Genomic DNA, 22,244 nt, shown 5'->3' on the forward strand with positions numbered 1-22,244 from the left:
GGGTTCCTAGTTGCCCGTCGGCAGGGTGAGGATTTCGGCGCCGTCATCCATGATGGCGATCGTGTGTTCGCTGTGGGCTGTCCGGCAGCCCGTCGCACTTCGGAGCGTCCAACCATCGGCATCGGTGACGAGCCGGGCCGTGTCCAACATGACCCACGGCTCCAGCGCCAGCATCAGGCCAGGGCGCAGCTTGAACCCCCGGCCCGGGCGTCCGGTGTTTGGAACGTGCGGGTCCTGGTGCATTGTTGACCCGATGCCATGACCTCCGAACTCAGTGTTGATCGGGTATCCCGCCTCGCTGAGGACAGCGCCGATGGCATGGGAAATATCGCCGATACGTGCACCGGGCCCGGCAGCGGCTATGCCGGCGCTCAATGCCCGTTCGGTCGCGTCGATCATCGCGACGCTTTCCGCGGGCTTTGATTCGCCCACGATGAAGCTTATGGCGGCGTCCGCAGCAACTCCGTCCTTGGAGACGGCGAGGTCGAGAGTCAGCAGATCGCCGTCGGCAAGCGCGTAGTCGCGAGGCAGTCCGTGGAGCACGGCGTCGTTGACGCCCGTGCAGATGTAATGCCCAAACGGCCCGCGTCCGAACGACGGCGCGTAGTCGACGTAGCAGGAATCGGCTCCGGCCCCCAGGATCATCGCCTGGGCCCACCGGTCGATCTCCAGCAGGTTCGTGCCCACGGCGCTGCGGCTCTTCAGCGTGTGCAGGATGTCCGCGACCAGGGCGCCTGACACTTTTGCTCGGGCCAGCTCGGCGGGGTTCAGGATCTCGATCAATGCAGCGTCCTTCTTCTGTGTCCAATAACTATACCGGCCATATTATCCCGGTATTAGAATTGGATCCATGGTCAGGTTGCCCCTCACATCCGAAGAAGTCGAGCGCGGACAGCGTCTCGGCGCCCTGTTGCGCCGCGCCAGGGGAAGTCGCTCGATGCTCGAGACCGCGCTCGATGCCCGTGTCTCGCCGGAGACCCTTCGGAAGATCGAGTCGGGCCGCGTGGCGACCCCTGCTTTCCCGACCATCGCGGCCATCGCCGCTGTCCTCGGCCTCTCCCTCGACGCGGTGTGGGCCGAGATGAACCAGGCGGAACAGGGTGTGGAGCCGGCTGGCTCTGGGCACAACGCGGGGGAGCGGTTGGCTTCCTAAACCGCAATCCGAGAAGCGTCGGGGAGGTAGCGAAGGGACGTGAGGAAGCGTGCGGGGGAGCGCGCCTACTGCGTGTCGGCGGGGACGTACGTGTTCACGGGCCGGCCGGTGGTGCCGTACTCGAGGTGCAGGGCCACACGGCTCTTGCGTTCGAGCTCGCTCAGGTAGCGCTGTGCGGTGGGCCGCGATATGCCGATGAGGTCCGAAACGTCCTGCGCGCCCAGGGGCCGGCCGGCCGCCACCACGGCGTCGAGCACCTTCTGCATGGTCGGCGGGAGGCGCCGCCCGGAACTGGGGGCCGCACCAGGGGAAGGAGCAGCCCTCCGCGACGCAAACAGGGCATCCACGTCCGTCTGCCCGGTGATCCGCCGGGACTCTGCGTCCGCGCGCCATTTCTGGTAGGCCCGCAGCTGCTCGGCGAGCTGTTCGAACCCGAACGGTTTCACCAGGTAGTAGACCGCCCCGCCGCGCATCGCCGCCCGCACGGTTCCGACGTCACGCGCCGCGGTGATGATGATGACGTCCACGTCCTCGCCCGCCTCGCGCAGCGAGTGGAGGAGCGAGATGCCGTCCTCATCCGGCAGGTAGATGTCCAGGAGCAGGAGGTCGGGGCGGACCCTCGCGATCGCCGCGCGTGCCTCGGCAACGGTGTGTGCCTCACCGACGCACTCGTACCCCGGAACGCGCGCCACCTGGGCGGTATGCAGCCGCGCCACCCGGTAGTCGTCGTCGACAACCAGCACCCGGATCATCCTTCTGCCCCGCCCTTCGGAATCCATACTTCGAAGCGTCCGCCCGGTCCGGCGAACACATCCATCGTGCCACCTGCGCGGCGCACAATCCGTGCCACGAGCGCCAGGCCGATGCCGCGCCGCAGCGCCGGGCCGCCGGCCTGGCCCGCCCGTTCGGTTTTCGTCGTAAAGCCGTCGCGTACGACGTCGTCCACTGCCTCCGCGGGTACGCCCGGACCGCTGTCGGTCACCGAGACGAAGACGCCGGACGAGTCGTCCAGCGTGAGCGTCACCTCGCGCTGGCCGGGCAGGCTGGAAACGGCGTCGACAGCGTTGTCCAGCAGGTTCCCCACAATGGTCAGGAGGTCCTGCGTCCCGAGCCCCGGTTCGCGGAGCCGTGAATCGTCGGAGACCGCCACGCTTACGTCCTGCTCCGCGGCCACCGTGATCTTGGCATAGATGAGCGCCGCAAGCTCCGGCGGCTCGATCCGTGCGCGCAGTCCCTCGCCGAGGGAGCGCGAGGTGTCGGCGATGCCAGAGATGAAGGTGCGCGCCTGCTCGATGTCGCCCAGATGCAGCAGGGCGCCCACCGTATGCAGCCGGTTGGCGTACTCATGTTCCTGCGCACGCAGGGCAGCCATCAGCCCTTCGAGCGCCCGCAGGTCCCGCACCAGCGCCTCCACCTCGGTGCGGTCGCGCAGGGTCACCACCGCGCCCACGCTCCGGCCGCCCACGCTGACCGGCATGCGGTTGGCCACGAGCAGGGAGTCGTCCGTGATGATCGTCTGGTCCGCGCCGGGCACCTCGCCGGTGAGGACGTCGCGGAGCCGTCCCTCCGGGATGACCTCCTCGATGGGCCGGTCCAGCGGAGTGTTCTCCAGCCGCAACAGGCGGCGGGCTTCCCCGTTGATCACGGTGACCCGGCCGCCGTCGTCAATCCCCACCATGCCCTCACGGATGCCGTGCAGCAGGGCCTCCCGCTCCTGCAGGAGCGACGCGATCTCCGAAGGCTCCAGCCCGAACGTGGCGCGCTTGATGGCCCGCGCCAGCAGGAACGAGCCTGCACCTCCGATCAGGAGGATGAGCACCGAGGACCCGCCGACGATGCCGGCGTCCCGTTCCAGCTCCACGCTCACGGTCGTCTCAAGGATGCCCACCGACACCTGCCCGACGACGTTCCCCGCCGCATCCAGGATCGGCGCCTTGGCATTGGCCGAGTCGCCCAGGCTGCCATGGTCGGTGCCCACGTGGCTCTGGCCGTCGAGCACTGCCACCGGCTCTTCGAGCCGCTTTCCGATGAGCGACGGCGTGGGGTGGGAGAAACGGATCCCGTCCCGGTCGGTGACCACCACGTAGTCCGTTTGTGCGCGGGTCCGCACCCGTTCGGCCACCCCCTGGATCTGGCCGCCCGGATCGCCGGCGGCCACGCCCGAGGCCACCTCCGGCATCTGGGCCACGGCCTCCGCGACGCCGAGGGCGCGCAGCCGGAACTGGTCATCGAGGACCTGGCCGGTGATGCGGTTGGTCACCAGTCCGCCCAGGCCCACCGTGACGACGATCAGTACGAGGGTCCACACGAGGATCTGCGACGCGAGCGGCCGGGCGCCCCACCATGCCCGTGGCCTGCTCACTGCCGGCCCCCGGCCCCGCCGGGGACCCGATCCCGGACAGCGTTCGGGGCGCCCCGGACGGCATTCCGATCAAAAGGCTCAAAACGTGAATGAAGGCTAATAACCCTCACAAGGCACGCAAGCGTGGCCGCACCCCGGCAGTTCTTCCTACGGTAGGTGCACTGATCATGACTCATGTCACAGAAGACGGAATGTCGCAGGCATGGCTCAAGGATCCACGGACAAAGGCGCCGCCGCAAATGAGGCGGCCGGCGCAGAGACAACAGAGAGGCTTTACGCCATGGGTGTAAACCATCGAATCCGCCCACCAGCGGATGGCGGCAAGGATGCCGGCATTGATATCGCGGGGCTGACCAAGCGCTACCTCACGCCCAAGGGTGAGACGTTCACGGCGATCCAGGATGTGACGCTTGCTGTGGAACCCGGGCAGTTCTGCTCGATCGTCGGGCCTACGGGCTGCGGCAAGTCGACCACGCTGGCACAGGTCTCCGGGCTGGAGCGTCCCAGCCAGGGTTCCGTGCGCGTCGGCGGCCAGACCGTCGAGGGTGTCACCAACGGCGTCAGCTACATGTTCCAGGCGGATGCGCTCTTTCCGTGGAAGAGCGTCCTCAGCAACGTGATGATGGGACCGGTCCTGCTGGGAACCCCCAAGCACGAGGCCACCCTGCTGGCGAGGGACTGGATCCGCCGGGTGGGGCTGGCAGGTTTCGAGGACCGCTACCCGCACCAGCTCTCCGGCGGAATGCGCAAGCGCGTGGCCATGGCCGCGGCGCTCATCAACAATCCGAGGATCCTGCTGATGGACGAGCCGTTCGGTGCGCTCGACGTTCAGACCAAGGCCATCATGCAGAACGAGCTGCTGAAGCTCTGGGAGGAGCTGCGGCCCTCGGTCCTGTTCATCACCCACGACCTCGACGAGGCCGTGGCGCTCTCCGACCGGGTGGTCATCATGACCAGCAGCCCCGGAACGGTCAAGGACGTCTTCGACATCGACCTGCCCCGCCCGCGCGGCAACGTCCAGGAAATCCGCCACGAGGAGCGCTTCCTCGAACTGCAGGGCCAGATCTGGGAATCCCTCAAGGACGAAGTCACCCGGGCCTACGCGCGAACGGCAGGTGCAGCAGCATGACCACTCTTGTGCAGGGGGAGACGGTGAACCCGCAACAGCAACAGCAGCAGGCCGCGGCCGTGCAGTCCGGCAAAACGCAGTACCGGCGCCGCACCACGGCGATCTGGGTGGGCCGCGCCGTCCTCGCTGTGGCCGTCGTCGGCGGCTGGCAGTGGTTCACCTCGGTAGGCTGGGTGGACGCGTTCTTCTTCGGCCAGCCCAGCGAGATCTGGCACAGCCTCGTGAAGCTCTTCACGGAGGGAACGGCCTTCGGCACCATTTGGGAGAACCTCTGGATCACCATGCAGGAGGCGTGCCTGGGCTTCCTGCTCGGCACGTTCGTCGGCGTGGTGCTCGGGCTCCTGCTGGGCTCGAACAAGTACCTCTCGGCCGTCGTCGGTCCGTACATCAGGATCGTGAACTCGATTCCGCGTATCGTCCTCGGATCGATCTTCATCGTGGCCTTCGGCCTCGGGGTGTTCCCGAAGGTTCTGCTCGCCGCAGTACTGGTCTTCTTCGTCGTCTTCTTCAACGCGTTCCAGGGCGTGCGTGAGGTGGACCAGAACCTCGTGGCGAACGTCCGCGTGCTCGGTGCATCGCCGGTCCAGGTGGCGATCCACGTGACCATTCCTTCGGCGATGACGTGGATCATCGCGAGCCTCCACACGGCCTTCGGTTTCGCGATCATCGGTGCACTCGTCGCGGAGGTGCTCGGCGCCCAGCAGGGCATCGGCCTGATCATCAGCCAGGCGCAGGGAACCTTCGACCCCAACACGGTCTTCGCCTGCATGGTGATCATCGCGGTGATCACACTGGCCGCCGAATACTTGATCAGCCTCTTGGAACACTCCCTCCTCAAGTGGCGGCCGCCGAACCGTTCCGAGGCCCAGGCCATCTGACAGCCCAGGCCATCTGACCACACCCCGAAATTTCAAACAGCAGTATCCCTGAACAGAAAAAGGAAAAGTGCCCCAATGATGAAGCACAAGATCTACGCCGCCGCCGCCCTGGGCGTGGTGGCCCTCAGCCTCGCTGCCTGCGGCGGCAACACGGCCGCCAGCGCCCCGGCCTCCGGCGGTTCCGGCGGCACAGCGTCGGCCGACACCTCGAACATGCCCACGGTCAAGCTCATGGTGGGCGGCATCGACAAGCAGATCTACCTGCCCTACCAGCTCGCCGAAAGCCTGGGCTACTACAACAAGTACGGCGTGAAGGTGGAGCTCTCCACGGAGCAGCACGGCGGCGTCGGGGCCGAGGAAGCCATGGCGTCCGGCCAGGTGGACATGGCCGGTGCGTGGTACATCCACACGGTCGACTTCCAGTCCAAGGGCAAGAACGTCATCGACCTGGTGCAACTCTCGAGTGCACCGGGCGAGCGCATCATGTGCAGCCCCAAGGCCAACGTCCACTCGGGCGCGGACCTCCGGGGCAAGACCGTCGGCGTGACCGACCTCGGCTCCGGCACCGATGAGCTTACCCAGTTCATTGCGGCCAAGGCCGGAGTCACGAAGAACGACTACCACACCATCGCCGTGGGTGCCGGAGCCACTGCCATCGCAGCCATCCAGCGCGGCTCCGCCGACTGCGTCATGACCACCCAGCCCACCGTGGGCGCGCTGGAGAGCAAGAACCTCGCGGTCTCGGCAATCGACCTGGCGACCGCGGACGGCACCAAGGCCGCGCTCGGCGGCTCCTGGCCGGCGGCCAGCGTCCTGGCACAGGCCGACTGGGTCAAGTCCCACGAAGCCGAGGCCCAGAAGGTTGTGAACGCCCTCGTGGACACCATGCACTGGATCAGCACACACTCGGCGGCGGAGATCGCGGACAAACTGCCCTCCACCTTCGTGCAGAACAGCACCATCTCGAAGGACCAGTACGTCAAGGCACTGGACACTGACAAGGGGCAGTTCCTGCCGGACGGCCTCATGCCGGCGGGTGGCCCCAAGACAATCTTCGCCATGGAGAAGCAGAACGGCGTGGACACGTCCAAGGTCACCTTCGGCGGCACGTTCACCACCAAGTACGCCGACGCCGCGCTCAAGCTCGAGGGCTACACGCCCACCACGACGCCGGCCGGCTCGGACGGCTAACCCTCGCCGGCTTACGTCAGCCAAGTCCCAGCGTCACCAAAGTTAAAGTACGACGGCGGGCCCGCACCTTTCAGATCGAAAGGTGCGGGCCCGCCGTCGTACCGTTCCTGTGCGCCGCCGCTTATGCGCTCCGGCGCTCCTTCGGTGCCACGCCGCCCAGGCGCTGCGTGACCTGCCGGGCCGCGCTGGCGCACGCCTCGCCGAGGCTCTGCAGGGTGTCGGGGGAGACCCGGAACTTGGGTGCGGGGATGAGGACTGAGGCCACGATGTCGCCGCGGTGGTCATAGACCGGGGCAGCGATGCCAACTTCCTCGATGGACGTCTCGCCGTAGTTGATGGCCCAGCCGCGCTGGTTAACTTCCCCGAGGCGCTTCAGGTACTCCTCGACCGAGTGATCGTCGAGCCCGGGCAGGGTGATGGTGCCGCTGCGGAGCAGGGCGTTCACTCGTTCTGTCTGTTCCCCGGCGAGGAAGATCTGGACCGAGGCGCTGAGGGCATCGTTGTAGCGTGCGCCCAGCGGGGTGGTGTGTTTGACCTGCTGACGGCTGGCGATCTGCTCTACGCACATCGACTCGGTGCCGTTCCACACCATCAGGGCGCTGGTTTCGCCGGTGCGTTCGGTGAGGTCGCGCAGAACCGGATAGGCAACGCGCCGTTCCTCGAGTTCGGCCAGCAGCGGCCCGGCCACCGCGATCAGGCCGAGCCCCAGCCGGAAGCGGCGCGTGTCCGGGTCCCGCTCCACCAAGTGTTCCTGCTCGAACGTGGCAAGGATCCGGGACACCGTGCTCTTGTGCAGGCCCACCCGGCTGGCGATCTCGGTGACGCCGAGCATCGGTTCGTCCGCGGTGAAGCTGCGCAGCACGGCGATGGCGTTGACGATCACGGAGGCGCCGCGGGCGTCGCCATTGGCGGGCTCCTTGCCGTCGCCTTTGAGTGCGTCGGGGCCTGGGTTCGCGGGTGTTGCCGGTGGAGTCATGGTGTTCACTATATTTCTTCGCTGTCGTGCTTCCGGCCTTGTTGCCTGCCGGAAGCGGGGGCGGGCATGCCCTCCCAACCGCCGCCGTCGTCGTACTTAACCCAAGGCTGCTAAATCCAGAGCCTTGCTGACAACGGCCGGCGGGGGAGGGCATGCCCCCTAACCCGGGGGCTAGGCGCTGATGATGTTGTGCTCAGGGCCGAACGGGAACTTGGTGATGTTCTCGGCGCCGTCCTCGCCCACCACCAGGATGTCGTGCTCGCGGTAGCCGCCGGCGCCGGGCTGGCCGTCGAGGACCGTGATCATCGGTTCCATGGAGACCACCATGCCCGGTTCGAGCACCGTGTCGATGTCCTCGCGCAGCTCCAGTCCGGCTTCGCGGCCGTAGTAGTGGCTGAGGACGCCGAAGGAGTGGCCGTAGCCGAAGGTGCGGTTGGCGAGCAGGCCGTGCGACACGTAGATCTCGTTGAGCTCGGCGGCGATGTCCTTGCAGACGGCGCCGGGCTTGATGAGTTCCAGGCCGCGGCGGTGGACCTCGACGTTGATGTTCCACAGTTCCAGCGACCGGGCATCCGGTTCGCCGAAGAACAGTGTCCGCTCCAGGGCCGTGTAATAGCCGGAGGTCATGGGGAAGCAGTTCAGGGACAGGATGTCGTGCTCCTGGATCTTCCGGGTGGTGGCCCAGTTGTGCGCGCCGTCGGTGTTGATGCCGGACTGGAACCACACCCAGGTGTCGCGGATCTCCGAGTTGGGGAAGGTGCGGGCGATCTCATGCACCATCGCCTCCGTGCCGATCAGGGCCACCTCGTACTCGGTGATGCCGGCCGTGATGGCGTTGCGGATGGCTTCGCCGCCAAGGTCACCGATCCGGGCGCCGTGCTTGATGACCTCGATTTCCTCGGAGGACTTGATCATGCGCTGGCGCATCGCGGCCTGCGCCACGTCCACCAGGGTGGCCGATTCGAACGCGCCCTGGATCTTGTTCCGGTTGTCCAGCGGCAGGGAGTCGTCCTCGACGCCGAGCCGGCGGACGCTGATGCCGCGGGTGCGCAGCACCTCCTGGATGCCGAAGATGAAGTTGTCCCGGCGCCAGTCCGTGTACACCAGGTTGTCGCCGTAGCTGCGGCGCCAGGGCATGCCGGCGTCGATGTTTGCGGTGACGGTGACCGTGTCCTCCTTGGTGACCACCATGGCGTAGGAGCGGCCGAAGTAGGTGAACAGGAAGTCGGAGTAGTACTTGATCGAGTGGTAGCTGGTCAGGACGACCGCGTCGAGGTCCTTCTCGGCCATGATGCTGCGCAGGCCCGCGAGGCGGCGCTGGAACTCGGCGTCGGAGAAGGTCAGTGAAACCTTCTCGCCGTTGTTGAGGACCTTGAGGCGCTCGAGCTTGGCGACGTCGTTGACAGTGTCGCCGCGACGGGTGAGATTCTCGGTGATGGTCATGCTTGTTCCTTTTCTTTCTTGGGTGGGTGTTGTCAGTGCTGCTGCAGGGGCTTCTTGGAAGTCTCCACGGCGAACAGGACTGCGATGAGGGAAATCAGTGAGGCGGCCACGAGGTACCAGCCAGGGGCCAGCTTGTTGTGCGTGAGGCCGATCAGGAGGGTGGCCATGAACGGGGCGGTGCCCCCGAACAGGGCGTTGGAAAGGTTGAAGCTGACGGCGAAGCCGCTGTACCGGGTCTTCGTGGGGAAGAGCTCGGCCAGGAAGCTGGGCAGGGTGCCGTCGTTGAGGGTGAGCATGCCACCCAGGAGGATCTGGACCAGCACGATCACCAGGAAGTTGCCTGTGTCGAGGAGCATGAACGCCGGCACGGTGAGCAGTATGAACAGCACGGACGCGGTGATCAGCATCTTCTTGCGGCCGAACCTGTCCGAGGCGATGCCAGTGACGAAGATGAAGCCGATGTAGCTGGCCAGGGCGATGGTGGTGGCCAGGAACGATTCGCCGGCGCCGAAGCCCAGTTCCTCGGCGAGGTAGGTGGGCATGTAGCTGAGGATGACGTAGAAGCCGACGGCGTTCAGCAGCACCGCACCGGTGGCGATGATGAGCTGCTTCCTGTTGTTCCGGAACATGTCCCTCGCGGGTGCCTTGCCGTGTTCTTCCTGCGAGAGGGCGCGGAAGGCGGGGGTGTCCTCGAGTTTGGTGCGGATGTACCGGCCGATCAGGCCCATCGGGGCGGCGAGCAGGAACGGCAGCCGCCAGCCCCAGTCGTGCAGCTGGCTTTCGCTGAGGACGCTGGTGAGCAGGGCGGCCAGGAGGCTGCCCAGCAGCAGTCCCGCCGCCGTGCTTGCGGGTACGACGGCGGCATAGAGTCCGCGGCGATGTGCGGGTGCGTACTCCACCAGGAAGGCGGAGGCGCCGGCGTATTCCCCGGAGGCGGAGAACCCCTGGACGACGCGGACTAGCAGCAGCAGGACCGGCGCCAGGAGGCCGATGGTGCCGTAGCCGGGGATCAGGGCGATGCAGAACGTGGCCGCGGACATGATGACGATCGACAGCGACAGTGCTTTCCGCCGCCCCAGCCGGTCGCCGATGTGGCCCCAGAAGAAACCGCCCAGCGGACGGACGAAGAAGGAGATGGCAAAGACGCCAAACGTTGCAAGGAGTGCTGTCTGGCGGTCGGCATCGGGGAAGAAGACCGTGGAGATGATGCCGGCCAGGTAGCCGTAGACGGCGTAGTCGAACCATTCGACGAAGTTGCCGATGAAGCTCGCGGTGATGACCCGGCGTCGGGTGTCCTTGCTGACTTCGTCGCCGGTGTGGGGTGGGCCGGTCAGCGGCTCTGCTGTTCCGGCCGGTCGGGTTATCGGGTGTTCCATGTGTCCACCAATGAAAACTTGGGGTTGCTTGTGTTGCAACACTGTTGCACCAGAATAGGCGTGACGCAGCTCACTCGTCAATAGGTGGTTTCTGGGCTGCTTGGTGCAGCAGGCTAGACCTGCGACCGGAGTCGGCGCTGAACAGCGTCGTTGCGCGTTGCATTGGCTGCAACGAAGTTGAGCAGCATGCGGCATCGATGCACTGTCCGGAGGAAACGCTCTCTCACTTGTCGCAGGGTTTCTCCCGACGCTCACTCACCTTTCGTCGGATTTTCGCGAACGCGTCCTCACTTGGGCTGCACGTGGAGACTGCGGCTCTGGCTTCCCGGCCCGCGCCGCTGTATCAAGGAACTACCGCAATGAACGGGAGCGAATCATGGTGAAGATAGCGGTGGTCATTGGCAGCACGCGTCCGCAGCGCCGCAGCCGGCAGGTGGCGGAATGGGTGTACTCCCGGGCGGGTGCACGGGGCGGCGCGGACTTCGAATTGCTAGACCTGGCGGACTTCGACCTTCCGCTGCTGGATGAGCCCATACCGCCTTCGATGGGTCAGTACAAACATGAGCATACGAAGGTCTGGGCAGAGGCAGTCTCACGCTTCGACGGCTTCATCTTCGTGACCGCCGAATACAACCATTCCGTCCCCGGTGCCCTGAAGAACGCGCTGGATTTCCTCTACGCCGAATGGAACAACAAGGCCGCGGGATTTGTCAGCTACGGAAGCGCCGGGGGAGTGAGGGCCGTCGAGAATCTCCGCCTGATCACGGCAGAACTGCAAATGGCCGGTGTCCGCGCCCAAGTGGCATTGCCGTTCGCATCAGAGTTCGAGAACTACACCGTCTTCACGCCGAGCGACGACGCCGAAGAGGCCCTGAAGCCGTTGCTCGACCAGCTCATCTCCTGGTCCACCGCACTCAAAACCCTCCGGTCCTGACAGAGCCGGGCCTGGAGGCGCCCAAACGTCAGACGTTGCGCACGCTGTAGGTGCTGACAACGTTTCCTTTGCTGGTCCTGTACTGGTCCTTGAGTTCGAGCCTGGTTAGCGGATCGCCGTCCTCGAACAGCCGGCGTCCGCTGCCGGCCACAACGGGATGCGTCATAAGCGTCAATTCGTCGAGGAGGCCGGCGAACAGCAGTTGCCGCGTGACTGAAATGCTGCCGCACACGGCGATCTCGCCGCCGTCGCGCTTTTTGAGATCGGTAACGAACTCTTCGAGCGGCGCCCCGATCAGGTGAGAATTCTGCCATTCGAGGGGCTCCGAGAGAGTGCGCGATGCGACGAACTTTTCCACCGGGTTGATGAAGGCGGCGAAGTCCTCGTCCTGAGACGCATTGGGCCAGTAGCCCGCCCATTCCTGATAGCTGACCCGCCCGAGGACCACTGTGTCCACCGTGTTGATCATCTTGGTCAGTCCCTTGCCAAGGTCCTCATCGAAGCTGTCGAACTGGAAATTGAATGGATCCTGCACTACGCCATCCACGGAGTGGAACAGTCCGGCGGTCACCTTGCGCATCGGTTCCTCCTAATCGGGTCGTCAGGCTTTACGGTATTCGGCCACGGCCGGCGTGGGAAGGTTTTCAAGCAGTTGCGTCGGAACGGTTTGACGCGCCGACGCCTGGCGGATGAACTGTGTGGGCGTTGCGTGTCCTGTCGACACACCGCGACGCCGGCCTCGTGACGTTGAAGCTTGAGGATAAGCCGGATAGACCTATGACCTTCGTCGGACTGGCGGATATGGCGGTTCATCGCGCGGAAGCACCATGATGCTGCCCGCGCGAGCCGCCCGGGCTTCTATGCTGGCCTAGGAATCGGCGTCGAATTCTAGGGGGACAGAGATGACTCACCGCGCTGCCTTCGGTATTGCCGCGATCGTCGCGCTGTTGCTGTCAGCATGTTCGGCGCCGCAGGCCGGTCCCGCTCCCACGTCCGCTGTGCCCTCGGTTCAGCAGGAAATGCCGACGGCGGTGGTACAGAGCGCGGGAGGCAGGAAGGCCGTCGTGCACGCCGGAGTTTCGTCCGCTCCCGAGGAAAGCGGCCAGCTCGTCGGCAGTCTCGCCGCCGATGGGGCCGGATGCCTCGTGGTGCGGACCGGCGACGGGCAGTCAACCACACTGGTCTTCCCGGAAGGCACTGTTTTCAAGGGCGAAACACTGGCGTTGCCGGATGGCTCGTCCCTGTCCGACGGCGCCAAGGTGACCCTGGACGGTGCCCGTGTTCCAGCTGACGAGAAATTGAGCGTATGCCCGAACTACTCCAGGCTTTTCTCAGTGGTGACAGCCACCGTCACCCCCCAGCGGCAGGACCTGAGAGAAGCGCCGGGCCAAAAGCGGCAGGACCTGAGATCGGCCGACAAACGCCCTCTCACTTCCTGTCGGGTTTTTCCTAACGCGTCCTCATCTTTGGTCGTCTGTTCCCTGGACGGACAAACTTCCGGCGAGTGCCGCCGTCGGACTTGCCGGTGGGGTATCTTGCGGGTATCCGACCGGACCCGGCCAACAAGGAGACACCGTGGAATACATGCTTTTTATCTGTACCGATCCCACAGCGCCGAAGTATGTGGCCGCCGAGGACAACATCGAGGAATGGGTTGCTGAAATGGAGGCCCGCGGCGTGGCCCAGCATGGGGACAGGCTGCGTCCCGTTGAGGATGCGACCACTGTAACGGTCCGCGGAGGTGAGGTGGTGGTCTCGGACGGGCCGTTTGCGGAGACGCAGGGGTGGATCGCGGGCTACGACATCATCAAGTGCGCCGATCTGGACGAGGCGGTCGAGGTGGCGTCCAAGCATCCCATGGCGAAATTCGGCAAGATCGAGATCAGGCCGGTGTGGCCGTTCGGCGAGTAGCGCGCAGCTGATTGCCGGTTGTAAGTGACGAAGCGTATGGGTTTTTTCTGCGAAGGCTGAGGAAGCGTTTGGGTCAGTCAACGCTTCCTCAGCTTTCGTCGTCGTGCGCCCGATGCTTCCTCACTTTGGCGCCCTTGCGCTTTATCTACTTAGCGTTACTATGTACTGGTAGCTAGTACTACTAAGTAGCTGGAGGAGGTGTCCGGTGGGCAAGCAAATGACGGAGATGCTCAAGGGGACGCTGGAGGGCATTGTTCTTGCCCTTCTGACCGGGAAGCCGGCGTACGGATACGAGATCACGACCCTGCTCAGGGACAAGGGTTTTGCAGATATCGCGGAGGGCACGGTCTATGCGCTGCTGGTGAGGATCGAACAAAAGGGGCTCGTCGACGTCGAGAAGCGTCCGTCGGAGAAGGGGCCTCCGCGCAAGGTGTACACGCTCAACACCCAGGGCGATGAGTACCTGGAGGAGTTCTGGAAAACATGGAGCTTTCTGGCCGAGCGGCTCGAACAGCTCCGAGGTGGAGGGAAATAGACATGGCCATGGGATGGATTGAGCAGGTCACCGGCTCGCTCGAACAGAAGAAACAGTACCGGCAGTACAAGGCACGCGCCAAGCAGCTGCCCGCGAACTACCGCACCGCGGTCGAGGCGCTGGAGCGGTACTTGACCTATTTCGGCGCGATCACGAAGGGGGAGACCCTGGTGAAGATGCTCGAGGATCTGGCCGATCTCTTCGAACAGAGCGCGGCCAGCGGAACGCCGATCCGGGAAGTCGTGGGAGAGGACCCCGTTGAGTTCGCGGAGACGTTCCTCCAGAACTACTCGGAGGGCCAGTGGATCAACAAGGAACGGAAGCGGCTCACCCAGGCGATCGAGGGCATCACGAAAGAGGAGGAAGTCCCATGAGTGTGAATGCGCCGGCTCCCGCCCGGGAAGGCGAACCCGCGATCCGTGTGCGGGGCATGGAGAAGTCGTACAAGTCCTTGCAGGTGCTGCGCGGCGTGGACTTCGACGTTGCACCGGGCAGCATCTTCGCCCTTCTCGGCTCGAACGGGGCCGGGAAGACCACCATGGTGCGGATCCTCTCCACACTTTTAAGGCCCGACGCCGGCACGGCCACCGTGAATGGGTTCGACGTTGGTGCCCGGTCGGTCCAAGTCCGGGAATCCATTAGTCTGACCGGACAGTTTGCGGCGGTGGACGAGATCCTGACCGGCCGGGAGAACCTGGTGCTCGTCGCCAGGTTGCGGCACCTGAAGGACCCCGGCACAGTGGCGGATGATCTGCTGGCGCGCTTCAACCTGGCCGAGGCAGGATCGCGGAAGGTGTCCGAGTATTCCGGAGGCATGCGTCGCCGGCTCGACATCGCCATGAGCCTGATCGGGGAGCCGAAGGTGATCTTCCTTGATGAGCCGACGACGGGCCTCGATCCGGAAGCGCGCATCGAAGTCTGGCAGGTGGTCCAGGATCTTGCTGAGCAGGGAACCACCGTTCTGCTCACCACGCAGTATCTCGATGAAGCCGAGCAGCTCGCGGACCGGATCGCCATTCTTCATGAGGGGCGGATCATCGCGCATGGGACCCTCGCGGAGCTGAAGCAGCTCCTGCCGCCGGCGGAGATCGAGTACGTCGAGAAGCAGCCGAGCCTGGAGGACATCTTCCTCGCACTTGTGGGGAAGGACGGCAAAGTCGGGTCAAGTAAGGACCAGCCATGAGCAAGCATTTCTTCGGAGACACGGCCGTCCTGCTGGCCCGCTCCCTGCGCCACATCATCCGCAGCGTGGACACGATCATCACGACCGCCATCACGCCGATCGCCCTCATGTTGCTGTTCGTCTACGTGTTCGGCGGCGCTATCAAGACAGGCGCCGGCAACTACATCAATTACCTGCTTCCCGGCATCATGCTGATCGCGATCGCGTCCGGCATCGCGTATACCGCCGTCCGGCTGTTCACCGACATGAAGAGCGGCATTTTCGAGCGGTTCCAGTCCATGCCGATCGCCCGGTCGTCTGTGCTGTGGGCGCATGTGCTGACGTCGATGGTTGCCAACGCGCTCTCGCTCGTGATCATTGTGCTGGTGGCGCTGCTGATGGGCTTCCGGACGTCGGCCGGCCCGCTGGAGTGGCTCGCCGTCGTCGGAATCCTTGCGCTGTTCACCCTGGCGCTCACCTGGATCGCGGTCATCGCCGGACTGTCGGCGAAGTCCGTGGACGGCGCCGGCGGCTTCTCCTACCCGCTGATCTTCCTGCCGTTCATCAGTTCGGCCTTCGTCCCCACGGCCACCATGCCGGGTCCCGTGCGGGCGTTCGCCGAGAACCAGCCGGTCACCTCGATCGTCAACACGATCCAGGACCTGTTTGCGCAGCGGCCGGTCGGCGTCGACATTTGGATCGCCCTGGCGTGGTGCCTCGGGATTCTCGTGCTCGCCTACGTCTTCGCCATGGCGGCGTACCGGCGGAAGATCAGCTGAGGGCGCTATTGGGGAAAGGCCTGGCCGCGCCGAGCGCGGTCCGGCCATTTCCTGTGCAACGCTTCCGCACCTTTCGTCGCCAGCATCAGTAGTGTGCTGACCCACGATGAGCCCTGCCGCGCCGCCCGTTCCGCGTTGCGGTTGCTGGCGTATCCGGGACTGGCAAGACGACAGGGTACGTCCGCCTTTGAAGCGTTAGGCGGAAGGGCAGCGGACTGCATCGGGTTTGGAAATGGCTGTGCCGTTACGGCGTTAGCGGACCGCGGATGACGCGCAGCGCGAGGTCGGTGTCGCCGTCGAGCACTGCGGCGCCTGAAAGGCTGGAGCGGCCCCAGAGGCCCAGGTACATTTCCCGAGGCGGTGCCGTGACCGATGCCGCTATGTCGCCAGTGCCGAACGTCCAGGCCATGCCGTCGGGTACTTGGAAGGTAACGGCCCGTTCCGGCGCGGTCATCCGCTGCAGACGGAGCTGCCGCGGGGCGAACATCGCCAGGGCCTCGTCGACGCCGTCGAGCATGAAATCCTCGGCGAACTCCGGGCCGGGCACGCCGGATGCCTGATGGGCGTCGACGAGGTGGATGGCGTGTTCGTGCGCCTGCCGGCGCAGCCAGAAACCGGCCGTACGCGGGGGTGGGCCGAAGTTCCAGCACGGGTCGGCGGGATCCAGCGAATTCATGGTGGCCAGGAACCCGGGCGCCCCTTCGAGAAACCAGGTGGCCGCCTTCTCTGCTGGTGGGGCCTGTTCCTCGACGTACTTGCCGGCACGAACAACAGCGGCAGCCCACCGTTCGATCGAGCCGAGGTGGCCGAAGAGCGCATCCAGAGTCCATCCCGGGCAGGCCGGAACTGAACTTTCGAGCACAGTCTTTGGCTGGCGCGCCAGCGTTTCGAGAGCGCCGAGGCTGCGGGCGAGTTCGGCAAGGTAGCGTTCGGGCGACATGGGTCGAGCCTATCTGGACCACCTGCCGCCTCGGGTAGATTCGTGCGAAGGCGACGTCCACGCCGACGATGAGGGTTAGAAATGGGATTCTTCAAGCGCAGGGCCGCTCCGGTTTCGGTGCATCCGATTGCGGGATTCTGGCAGTGGTGGGTCTCGGACGCGGCGGGCCGGTTCAGTGCCGCCGTGGATACTGGCCAATGGGGCGAGCTTCCAGCCGAAATGAGTCCCCAGGTGGCAGCCGTCCATCCGGGCCTGGCCTGGGATACGGGGGCCGGGCGCGCGGCCCGCAGTCTCCTCACCGTCAGCTCGGAGGGCGACCCGGGTCTGCGGCGCATCGCAGAGCAGTTGCTCCGGGCAGCTCCGGCTGCCGACAAATCCTGGGAGTTCGCCGCCGCACGTCAGCCGAACTCCGACGCGGTCGACAGCTTCATCGAGATCGACGGCCACGGCCTCCATCTGGGCGATGCGCGGTTCCGAATCGCAGAGGATTTCGACAGGGAACGCCTCGACATTGGCGTTCATCATCCGCTCTTTGCTGACATGTCCGAGGGCGTGCCGCTCCGGGTTTCGTTCCTGCTCCTTGACTGGATTCTGGGGGAGGACGACGTCGAACGGTGGGTTGGCGCCGTCGACACAGCTGACGTTAGTGAGACAGCCGCCGCTACCGCCGCCGACCTCACTGCTTCCGTCAAGGCGATGGCCGCCCAATCGCAGCCCGACAGGTGGGCTCTCTTGGAAGGCTCCACCCGCAACGGGAAGCGGAGCATCGTAACTGCCCGCCGGCCGCTGCGCTGGATCGACTATCCGGTTTTCGACCTCCATAGCCAGATATGGCTCGCGTTCGAGGACGAGCGCGGCGACGGCCTGCCCACAGCACGGTCGCTCGACTTGCTCCGCGAAATCGAGGATGACATCTCCGCGGCCCTCGGGTTCCGCGGGATTTTGGTCGCCCATGAGACGGCAGCAGGTACCAGAGTGCTGCACTACTACTCGGACTCGGAAGACCAGAATGGGCGCGACGCCCTCGAAACCACGGCACGTGCCGCCGGCGGGACCACTCGGCACGCTTCCGATCCCGGGTGGTCCCGGGTGCGTCAATTCTCCTGAGCGGGATGTGAGGACGCGTCGGGTTGGAGGCGGCAGGATGTGAGGACGCGTCCTAGGGGAGCGGAGCGAGGCGGGTTGCCAGGTGCAGGCCGGCGAGGCGGCCGGTTCCCCGGGGGTCGCCGCCGCAGAGATCGAAGATGCGTTGCAGCCGGTGGTACATCGACTGCCGTTCCAGGTGCAGTTCGCGTGCGGCCTGCGCCGTGTTGCAGCCGAAGTCGAGCCACACGGTCAGGGTGTGCAGGAGTTGGGAGTTCCGCTGCTGGTCGTGCTCGAGGATGGGTCCCAGCGTGCGGCGGACGAAATCGCGCCGGACGCCGGCGTCGATGCTCTCGGCAGCCAGCCGCTCGGCACCAAACGCGTCGGCGTCGCGCACCTGCCCGCTGGCGCGCCCGGTCCGTGGCGCCAAGTCCAGCGTCCGCCGGGCCTCTGCCATGGACCAGGCCGCCTCGCCGATACCCTGCCCCAGAGGTCCGACGGCGATCGCGGAACCTTTCGGGGCATCCAGCCCGCCCAGCACTTCGATCAGGGCCGCCCGCGCGGCCCGGGTTCCCTCGCGGGGGAGGCCGGCCAGCGCAATGAGCTCCAGCTTGTCGGCATAGCTCGCGGCATGCGGAACCGACGCCGCCAGGACCGCATCAAGCGCGGTGCGCAGCCGGCCCGACCCCGCGGAACGGATCATGACGGCGGCCACCGGACCGTCGACGGCGAATCCTGCCGCCGCGCCCAGCTGCTCCAGCCGCCACGGCTGGCCGCCGGAATGGACGGCCCGCATCAGCTCCGCACCGGCCAGTTCCTTCAGGCCGGGCGGCATCCGCTGGAGCAGGGCAAGGCCAAGAATGTCGACGGACCGCTCACCGGCTACCCGGACAAACGTGGGGTCGACGCCGTCGGGCAGTTCCAGCTCAAGCCGCGCCGCCAGCACACCACGGACCGGAATGTCGACCGCCAGCGTACTCAGGGTCCCGGCACTCACCCCGGAACCGGCGGTTCCCGGACCGCCGGCAGAGCCGCCGCCGTCGGGCGCGCCGGGCCCGCCACCGTCGGACGCGCCGGGCCCTCCGCCGTCGGCCGCCCCAACAGCGACCCCGGAACCCCCGCCCGCAGAACCACCGGAACCCGCACTCCCCAGCGTCAGCCCCGCCGGCGACACCAGACGGACGCTGGTCCCGGTCTGCCCGGCGAGCACGGCGAGCACCTCGTCCAGCCCGCCGCCGTGGGCGAGTTCGGCGGCCATGGCGTGGCTGATCTCGTCCCCGCGCTGCAGCAGCTCCACCGACTGGCCTACCAGGATCGAGTTGATCTCCTGCATGATGCCCACGAACGGCGCCACCTTGCGCAGCTCGAACAGCGGGAGCCCCTGGGATTCGGCGGTCACCAGCATCGACTCGGGAATGTCGGGCAGCACCGGCCCGGTCTCGATCGCCAGGGCAGCCACGCCACGGCCCGCCAGTTCGCGCACGTAGTCGACGCGCCGCTGCTCGGACGCGGTGGCCAGGGCCTGCCCGCCGCTGAGCAGGAGCTCGCCACCGCGCAGCAGGGGAGCGATGTCCAAGACCTCGCTCGAGTGCACCCACCGCACCTGCCGGCCGTGTACGGCGGCGGCCCCGGCGCGCAGCAGCGGGTCAGCCGCCTGCACGCTCCGGTGCTTCAGGACGTCTTCGAGGAACACTGATCTTACACTCCGTCATAGGCAAGGGGATTCTGTTAGACAGATCGTACCTTGTTGCTGTGATGGGGCCCACATACGCTTAATGCATCCCTTCTTCCCGGAGGCTCTTCTTCCTCACACGGAGGCTTTTCCGATGCACAACTCCTCATCCCCGCAGTCTGGGCCCGCAATGGAGCAGGCCGAGGACTTCGAAGCCTGGCTCCAGCCCATTCCGGAAACCGCGCGCACCCGCAAGGTGTCCGGCCAGTTCTGGATCTGGGCCGGCGCAAACCTGGCCCCGATCAACTGGGTCCTCGGCGCCCTGGGCATCAACCTGGGCCTCGGCTTCGCCGACACCGTCACGGTCCTGGTCCTGGGCAACCTGATCGGCATGCTGCTCTTCGGCTGCTTCGTGCTGCTCGGCCAGAAGACCGGCGCCACCGGCATGGTCCTGGCCCGCGCCGCATTCGGCCGCCGCGGCAACTACCTCCCCGCGGCCATCCAGGCGCTGCTCGTGGTGGGCTGGTGCGCCGTCAACACCTGGATCATCCTCGACCTGGTCATGGCGCTCTTCGGCACCCTCGGCTGGGTGGACCCCGCGGCCCACAACTACGCCTGGAAGATCGGCGTCGCCACCTTCATCATGGCCGCCCAGGTTGCCATCGCGTGGTTCGGCTACAAAGCCATCGCCGCGTTCGAAAAATGGACCGTGCCGCCCACCATCATCATCCTCGTGGTGATGTCCGCCGTCGCCTGGTTCGGCCTCAAGATCGACTGGACCTACGCCGGCCCCGCGGGCAACATCCTGGAAGGCTCTGAACGGATCGCCGCCATGAGCGCCGTGATGACGGCCATCGGCATCGGCTGGGGCATCACCTGGTTCACCTACGCCGCCGACTACTCACGCTTCGTCAGCACCACCGTGCCCAAGAAAAAGGTCTACCTGGCCTCCGTCCTGGGCCAGTTCATCCCCGTCGTCTGGCTCGGCGTCCTCGGCGCCAGCCTCGCCACCAACAGCGGCGAGGTGGACCCCGGCAAGCTGATCGTGCAGAACTTCGGGGCCATGGCGCTGCCCGTCCTCCTGATGGTGCTGCACGGCCCCATCGCCACCAACATCCTGAACATCTACACCTTCTCGGTGGCCACGCAGGCGCTCGACATCACCATCAGCCGCCGCAAGCTCAACCTGTTCGTCGGCGCCTTCTCGCTCATCGCCGTCGTCTTCTTCATCTTCCAGGAGGACTTCGCTTCGGTGCTGGACGCCTGGCTGATCGGCCTGGTGGCCTGGGTGGCCGCGTGGGGCGGCGTGATGCTGGTGCACTACTTCTGGCTGGAGAAGCGCTGGCCCGGCAAAGTGGAACGGCTGTTCGACGGCGTCGGCACCCGCCGGCTGCCCGTAGTCAACTGGGCCGGCGTAACCGCGCTGCTCGCCGGGATCGCGGCCACCTGGCTGTTCATGTACGGGCTCATCCCGATCATGCAGGGCCCCATCGCGGTTGCCCTGGGCGGCTGGGACCTCTCCTGGCTCGCCGGCGGCCTCACCAGCGCCGCGGTCTACGCGGTCCTCGGCCCGCGGCTGCACCGGCCGTACGTGACGGTGACGTCCGACGGCGGCACGGCAGCCTCCGCCGTCAGCGCACCTGACGCTGCGCAGGCACCCCAGCCCGTTCCCGCCGTCGAACTCTAAATCCTTCTCTTCCCCTTCACTTCGCCCTCTGACGAAAGGAACTCCGGCATGAGCACCAGCGCCTTCGCGGATTCCCAGCACCACATCACCTGGCCTGCCGGCTTCACCGCCGCCGCGTCCTTCACCTTCGATGTCGACGCCGAATCCTGCGTCATCGCGCACGATCCCACCAGCACCCGGCGCATGTCGCTCATGAGCCACCAGTCGTACGGGCCGAAGGTGGCGGTGCCGCGGCTGCTGCAGATCCTGGCGCGGCAGGAGGTCCGCGGGACGTTCTTCATCCCCGGGTTCACGGCCGAATGCTACCCGGACGTGGTGCGGCAGATCGTCGACGGCGGCCACGAGGTTGCGCACCACGGCTACCTGCACGAGCCGATGCAGGGGATCGATGCCGCCACCGAGGCGTCCTATTTGGACCGCGGGCTTGAAGCGCTGGAGAAGGTCGCGGGGGTCCGGCCCGTGGGGTACAGGGCGCCGTGGTGGGAGCTGAACTGGCACTCGCCGGCGCTGCTCGCGGACCGCGGCTTCCTCTACGACTCCAGCCTGCTCGACGGGGATGCGCCGTACCGGATGTCGGTTGGCCCGGGTTCACCTTCCGGCGCTTCTGATACCCGGGACATCGTGGAGATCCCCGTGGACTGGGCTCTGGATGACTGGGAGCAGTACGCGTTCTACCCCGGCGTGACCGGCAGCGGCGTGATCGAAAGCCCGGCCAAGGTGCTGGAGATGTGGACGCTCGAGGCAGAGGCGCACCGCTCGCAGGGAAGCTGCTTCGTGCTCACCAACCACCCGTTCATCTCGGGCCGGCCGTCCAAGGCGGTGGCCCTGGAACAGCTGATTGAGCGGGTCAAGGGAATGGACGGCATGTGGGTGACAACCCTGGAGCAGATCGCTGAGCATACCAAGGCGACCGTCTCCGAAGTCCATACCCACGCGCGGATCGATGTGCCCACGTACCCCGGCGCCGGAGCCCGCTTCAAGCCCGGCCAGGTGCAGGTGCCCGCGCTCAGCTAACGCGGCTTCCACGAGCGCG

22 protein-coding genes are annotated in these 22,244 nt (G+C 66.1%); 13 read left to right on the plus strand and 9 right to left on the minus strand.

Translation table 11 applies throughout. The annotated features are described in order from the left end of the window. Positions 1 to 6: 6 nt before the first annotated feature. Positions 7 to 783: a type I methionyl aminopeptidase gene (map, locus tag ABIE00_RS04455; protein ID WP_354257249.1), complete on the minus strand. Its 777-nt coding sequence runs from the start codon at positions 781 to 783 to the stop codon at positions 7 to 9. 67 nt (positions 784 to 850) lie between these two features. Here map and ABIE00_RS04460 point away from each other — a divergent pair, with 67 nt between their 5' ends. Continuing rightward, entirely contained in the window at positions 851 to 1,153 is a 303-nt protein-coding gene (locus ABIE00_RS04460; protein WP_354257252.1) for a helix-turn-helix domain-containing protein, read from the plus strand. A 65-nt stretch (positions 1,154 to 1,218) separates the two neighbouring features. Here ABIE00_RS04460 and ABIE00_RS04465 read toward each other — a convergent pair whose 3' ends face one another. Continuing rightward, the gene (locus ABIE00_RS04465) at positions 1,219 to 1,896 is read right to left on the minus strand and encodes a response regulator (protein WP_354257255.1); all 678 of its coding nucleotides are present in this window, start codon (positions 1,894 to 1,896) and stop codon (positions 1,219 to 1,221) included. Positions 1,897 to 1,901: 5 nt separating this feature from the next. Beyond that, entirely contained in the window at positions 1,902 to 3,515 is a 1,614-nt protein-coding gene (locus ABIE00_RS04470; protein WP_354257258.1) for an ATP-binding protein, read from the minus strand. Positions 3,516 to 3,795: 280 nt separating this feature from the next. On the opposite strand from ABIE00_RS04470, the gene ABIE00_RS04475 reads away from it, so the two are divergent. From ABIE00_RS04475 to ABIE00_RS04485, 3 genes are all read left to right on the plus strand, one after another. Beyond that, positions 3,796 to 4,644 (plus strand): ABC transporter ATP-binding protein, encoded by an 849-nt coding sequence (locus ABIE00_RS04475; RefSeq protein ID WP_354257261.1) that lies wholly within the window; start codon positions 3,796 to 3,798, stop codon positions 4,642 to 4,644. After that, positions 4,641 to 5,522: an ABC transporter permease gene (locus tag ABIE00_RS04480; RefSeq protein WP_354257264.1), complete on the plus strand. Its 882-nt coding sequence runs from the start codon at positions 4,641 to 4,643 to the stop codon at positions 5,520 to 5,522. The genes ABIE00_RS04475 and ABIE00_RS04480 overlap by 4 nt, the downstream gene beginning before the upstream one ends. A gap of 75 nt (positions 5,523 to 5,597) precedes the next feature. Next, positions 5,598 to 6,713 (plus strand): ABC transporter substrate-binding protein, encoded by a 1,116-nt coding sequence (locus ABIE00_RS04485; RefSeq protein ID WP_354257267.1) that lies wholly within the window; start codon positions 5,598 to 5,600, stop codon positions 6,711 to 6,713. A gap of 121 nt (positions 6,714 to 6,834) precedes the next feature. Here ABIE00_RS04485 and ABIE00_RS04490 read toward each other — a convergent pair whose 3' ends face one another. The 3 genes from ABIE00_RS04490 to ABIE00_RS04500 form a co-directional block, all read right to left on the minus strand. Continuing rightward, positions 6,835 to 7,689 (minus strand): IclR family transcriptional regulator, encoded by an 855-nt coding sequence (locus ABIE00_RS04490; RefSeq protein ID WP_354257270.1) that lies wholly within the window; start codon positions 7,687 to 7,689, stop codon positions 6,835 to 6,837. Between the two features lie 171 nt (positions 7,690 to 7,860). Then, a complete protein-coding gene (locus ABIE00_RS04495) occupies positions 7,861 to 9,132 on the minus strand; it encodes an aminopeptidase P family protein (protein ID WP_354257273.1) in 1,272 nt (423 codons plus the stop codon). Between the two features lie 32 nt (positions 9,133 to 9,164). After that, positions 9,165 to 10,508, minus strand: a complete 1,344-nt coding sequence (locus ABIE00_RS04500) for an MFS transporter (RefSeq protein WP_354257276.1) — start codon at positions 10,506 to 10,508, stop codon at positions 9,165 to 9,167. A 376-nt stretch (positions 10,509 to 10,884) separates the two neighbouring features. Here ABIE00_RS04500 and ABIE00_RS04505 point away from each other — a divergent pair, with 376 nt between their 5' ends. Next, entirely contained in the window at positions 10,885 to 11,442 is a 558-nt protein-coding gene (locus ABIE00_RS04505) for an NADPH-dependent FMN reductase (RefSeq protein ID WP_354257279.1), read from the plus strand. Positions 11,443 to 11,470: 28 nt separating this feature from the next. Here the strand turns inward: ABIE00_RS04505 and ABIE00_RS04510 are convergent, their stop codons facing one another. Next, positions 11,471 to 12,022, minus strand: coding sequence for a dihydrofolate reductase family protein (locus ABIE00_RS04510; RefSeq protein WP_354257282.1), 552 nt, complete (start codon positions 12,020 to 12,022; stop codon positions 11,471 to 11,473). 1,004 nt (positions 12,023 to 13,026) lie between these two features. On the opposite strand from ABIE00_RS04510, the gene ABIE00_RS04515 reads away from it, so the two are divergent. From ABIE00_RS04515 to ABIE00_RS04535, 5 genes are all read left to right on the plus strand, one after another. Next, positions 13,027 to 13,353: a YciI family protein gene (locus ABIE00_RS04515; protein ID WP_354263272.1), complete on the plus strand. Its 327-nt coding sequence runs from the start codon at positions 13,027 to 13,029 to the stop codon at positions 13,351 to 13,353. Between the two features lie 205 nt (positions 13,354 to 13,558). After that, a complete protein-coding gene (locus ABIE00_RS04520) occupies positions 13,559 to 13,888 on the plus strand; it encodes a PadR family transcriptional regulator (RefSeq protein WP_354257284.1) in 330 nt (109 codons plus the stop codon). Positions 13,889 to 13,890: 2 nt separating this feature from the next. After that, positions 13,891 to 14,262: a DUF1048 domain-containing protein gene (locus ABIE00_RS04525; RefSeq protein WP_354257287.1), complete on the plus strand. Its 372-nt coding sequence runs from the start codon at positions 13,891 to 13,893 to the stop codon at positions 14,260 to 14,262. Continuing rightward, entirely contained in the window at positions 14,259 to 15,071 is an 813-nt protein-coding gene (locus ABIE00_RS04530; RefSeq protein WP_354257290.1) for an ABC transporter ATP-binding protein, read from the plus strand. The genes ABIE00_RS04525 and ABIE00_RS04530 overlap by 4 nt, the downstream gene beginning before the upstream one ends. Further along, positions 15,068 to 15,829 (plus strand): ABC transporter permease, encoded by a 762-nt coding sequence (locus ABIE00_RS04535; protein WP_354257293.1) that lies wholly within the window; start codon positions 15,068 to 15,070, stop codon positions 15,827 to 15,829. Before ABIE00_RS04530 ends, ABIE00_RS04535 begins: the two co-directional genes overlap by 4 nt. A gap of 244 nt (positions 15,830 to 16,073) precedes the next feature. Here the strand turns inward: ABIE00_RS04535 and ABIE00_RS04540 are convergent, their stop codons facing one another. Then, complete coding sequence (locus ABIE00_RS04540; RefSeq protein WP_354257296.1) at positions 16,074 to 16,769, minus strand: maleylpyruvate isomerase family mycothiol-dependent enzyme; 696 nt, start codon at positions 16,767 to 16,769, stop codon at positions 16,074 to 16,076. 81 nt (positions 16,770 to 16,850) lie between these two features. Between ABIE00_RS04540 and ABIE00_RS04545 the strand changes: the two genes are divergently transcribed. After that, entirely contained in the window at positions 16,851 to 17,876 is a 1,026-nt protein-coding gene (locus ABIE00_RS04545) for a DUF695 domain-containing protein (protein WP_354257299.1), read from the plus strand. Between the two features lie 52 nt (positions 17,877 to 17,928). Here the strand turns inward: ABIE00_RS04545 and ABIE00_RS04550 are convergent, their stop codons facing one another. Then, positions 17,929 to 19,545 carry a PucR family transcriptional regulator gene (locus tag ABIE00_RS04550; protein WP_354257302.1) on the minus strand — a complete coding sequence of 539 codons (1,617 nt, stop codon included), beginning with the start codon at positions 19,543 to 19,545 and terminating at the stop codon, positions 17,929 to 17,931. 133 nt (positions 19,546 to 19,678) lie between these two features. On the opposite strand from ABIE00_RS04550, the gene ABIE00_RS04555 reads away from it, so the two are divergent. Together ABIE00_RS04555 and ABIE00_RS04560 are read left to right on the plus strand one after the other, a co-directional pair. Further along, positions 19,679 to 21,211 (plus strand): purine-cytosine permease family protein, encoded by a 1,533-nt coding sequence (locus ABIE00_RS04555; protein WP_354257305.1) that lies wholly within the window; start codon positions 19,679 to 19,681, stop codon positions 21,209 to 21,211. Between the two features lie 48 nt (positions 21,212 to 21,259). Then, positions 21,260 to 22,225: a polysaccharide deacetylase family protein gene (locus ABIE00_RS04560; protein ID WP_354257308.1), complete on the plus strand. Its 966-nt coding sequence runs from the start codon at positions 21,260 to 21,262 to the stop codon at positions 22,223 to 22,225. The last annotated feature ends 19 nt before the right edge of the window (positions 22,226 to 22,244 follow it).

Origin of the sequence: Arthrobacter sp. OAP107 (genome assembly GCF_040546765.1) — a bacterium.
GTDB lineage: Bacteria > Actinomycetota > Actinomycetes > Actinomycetales > Micrococcaceae > Arthrobacter.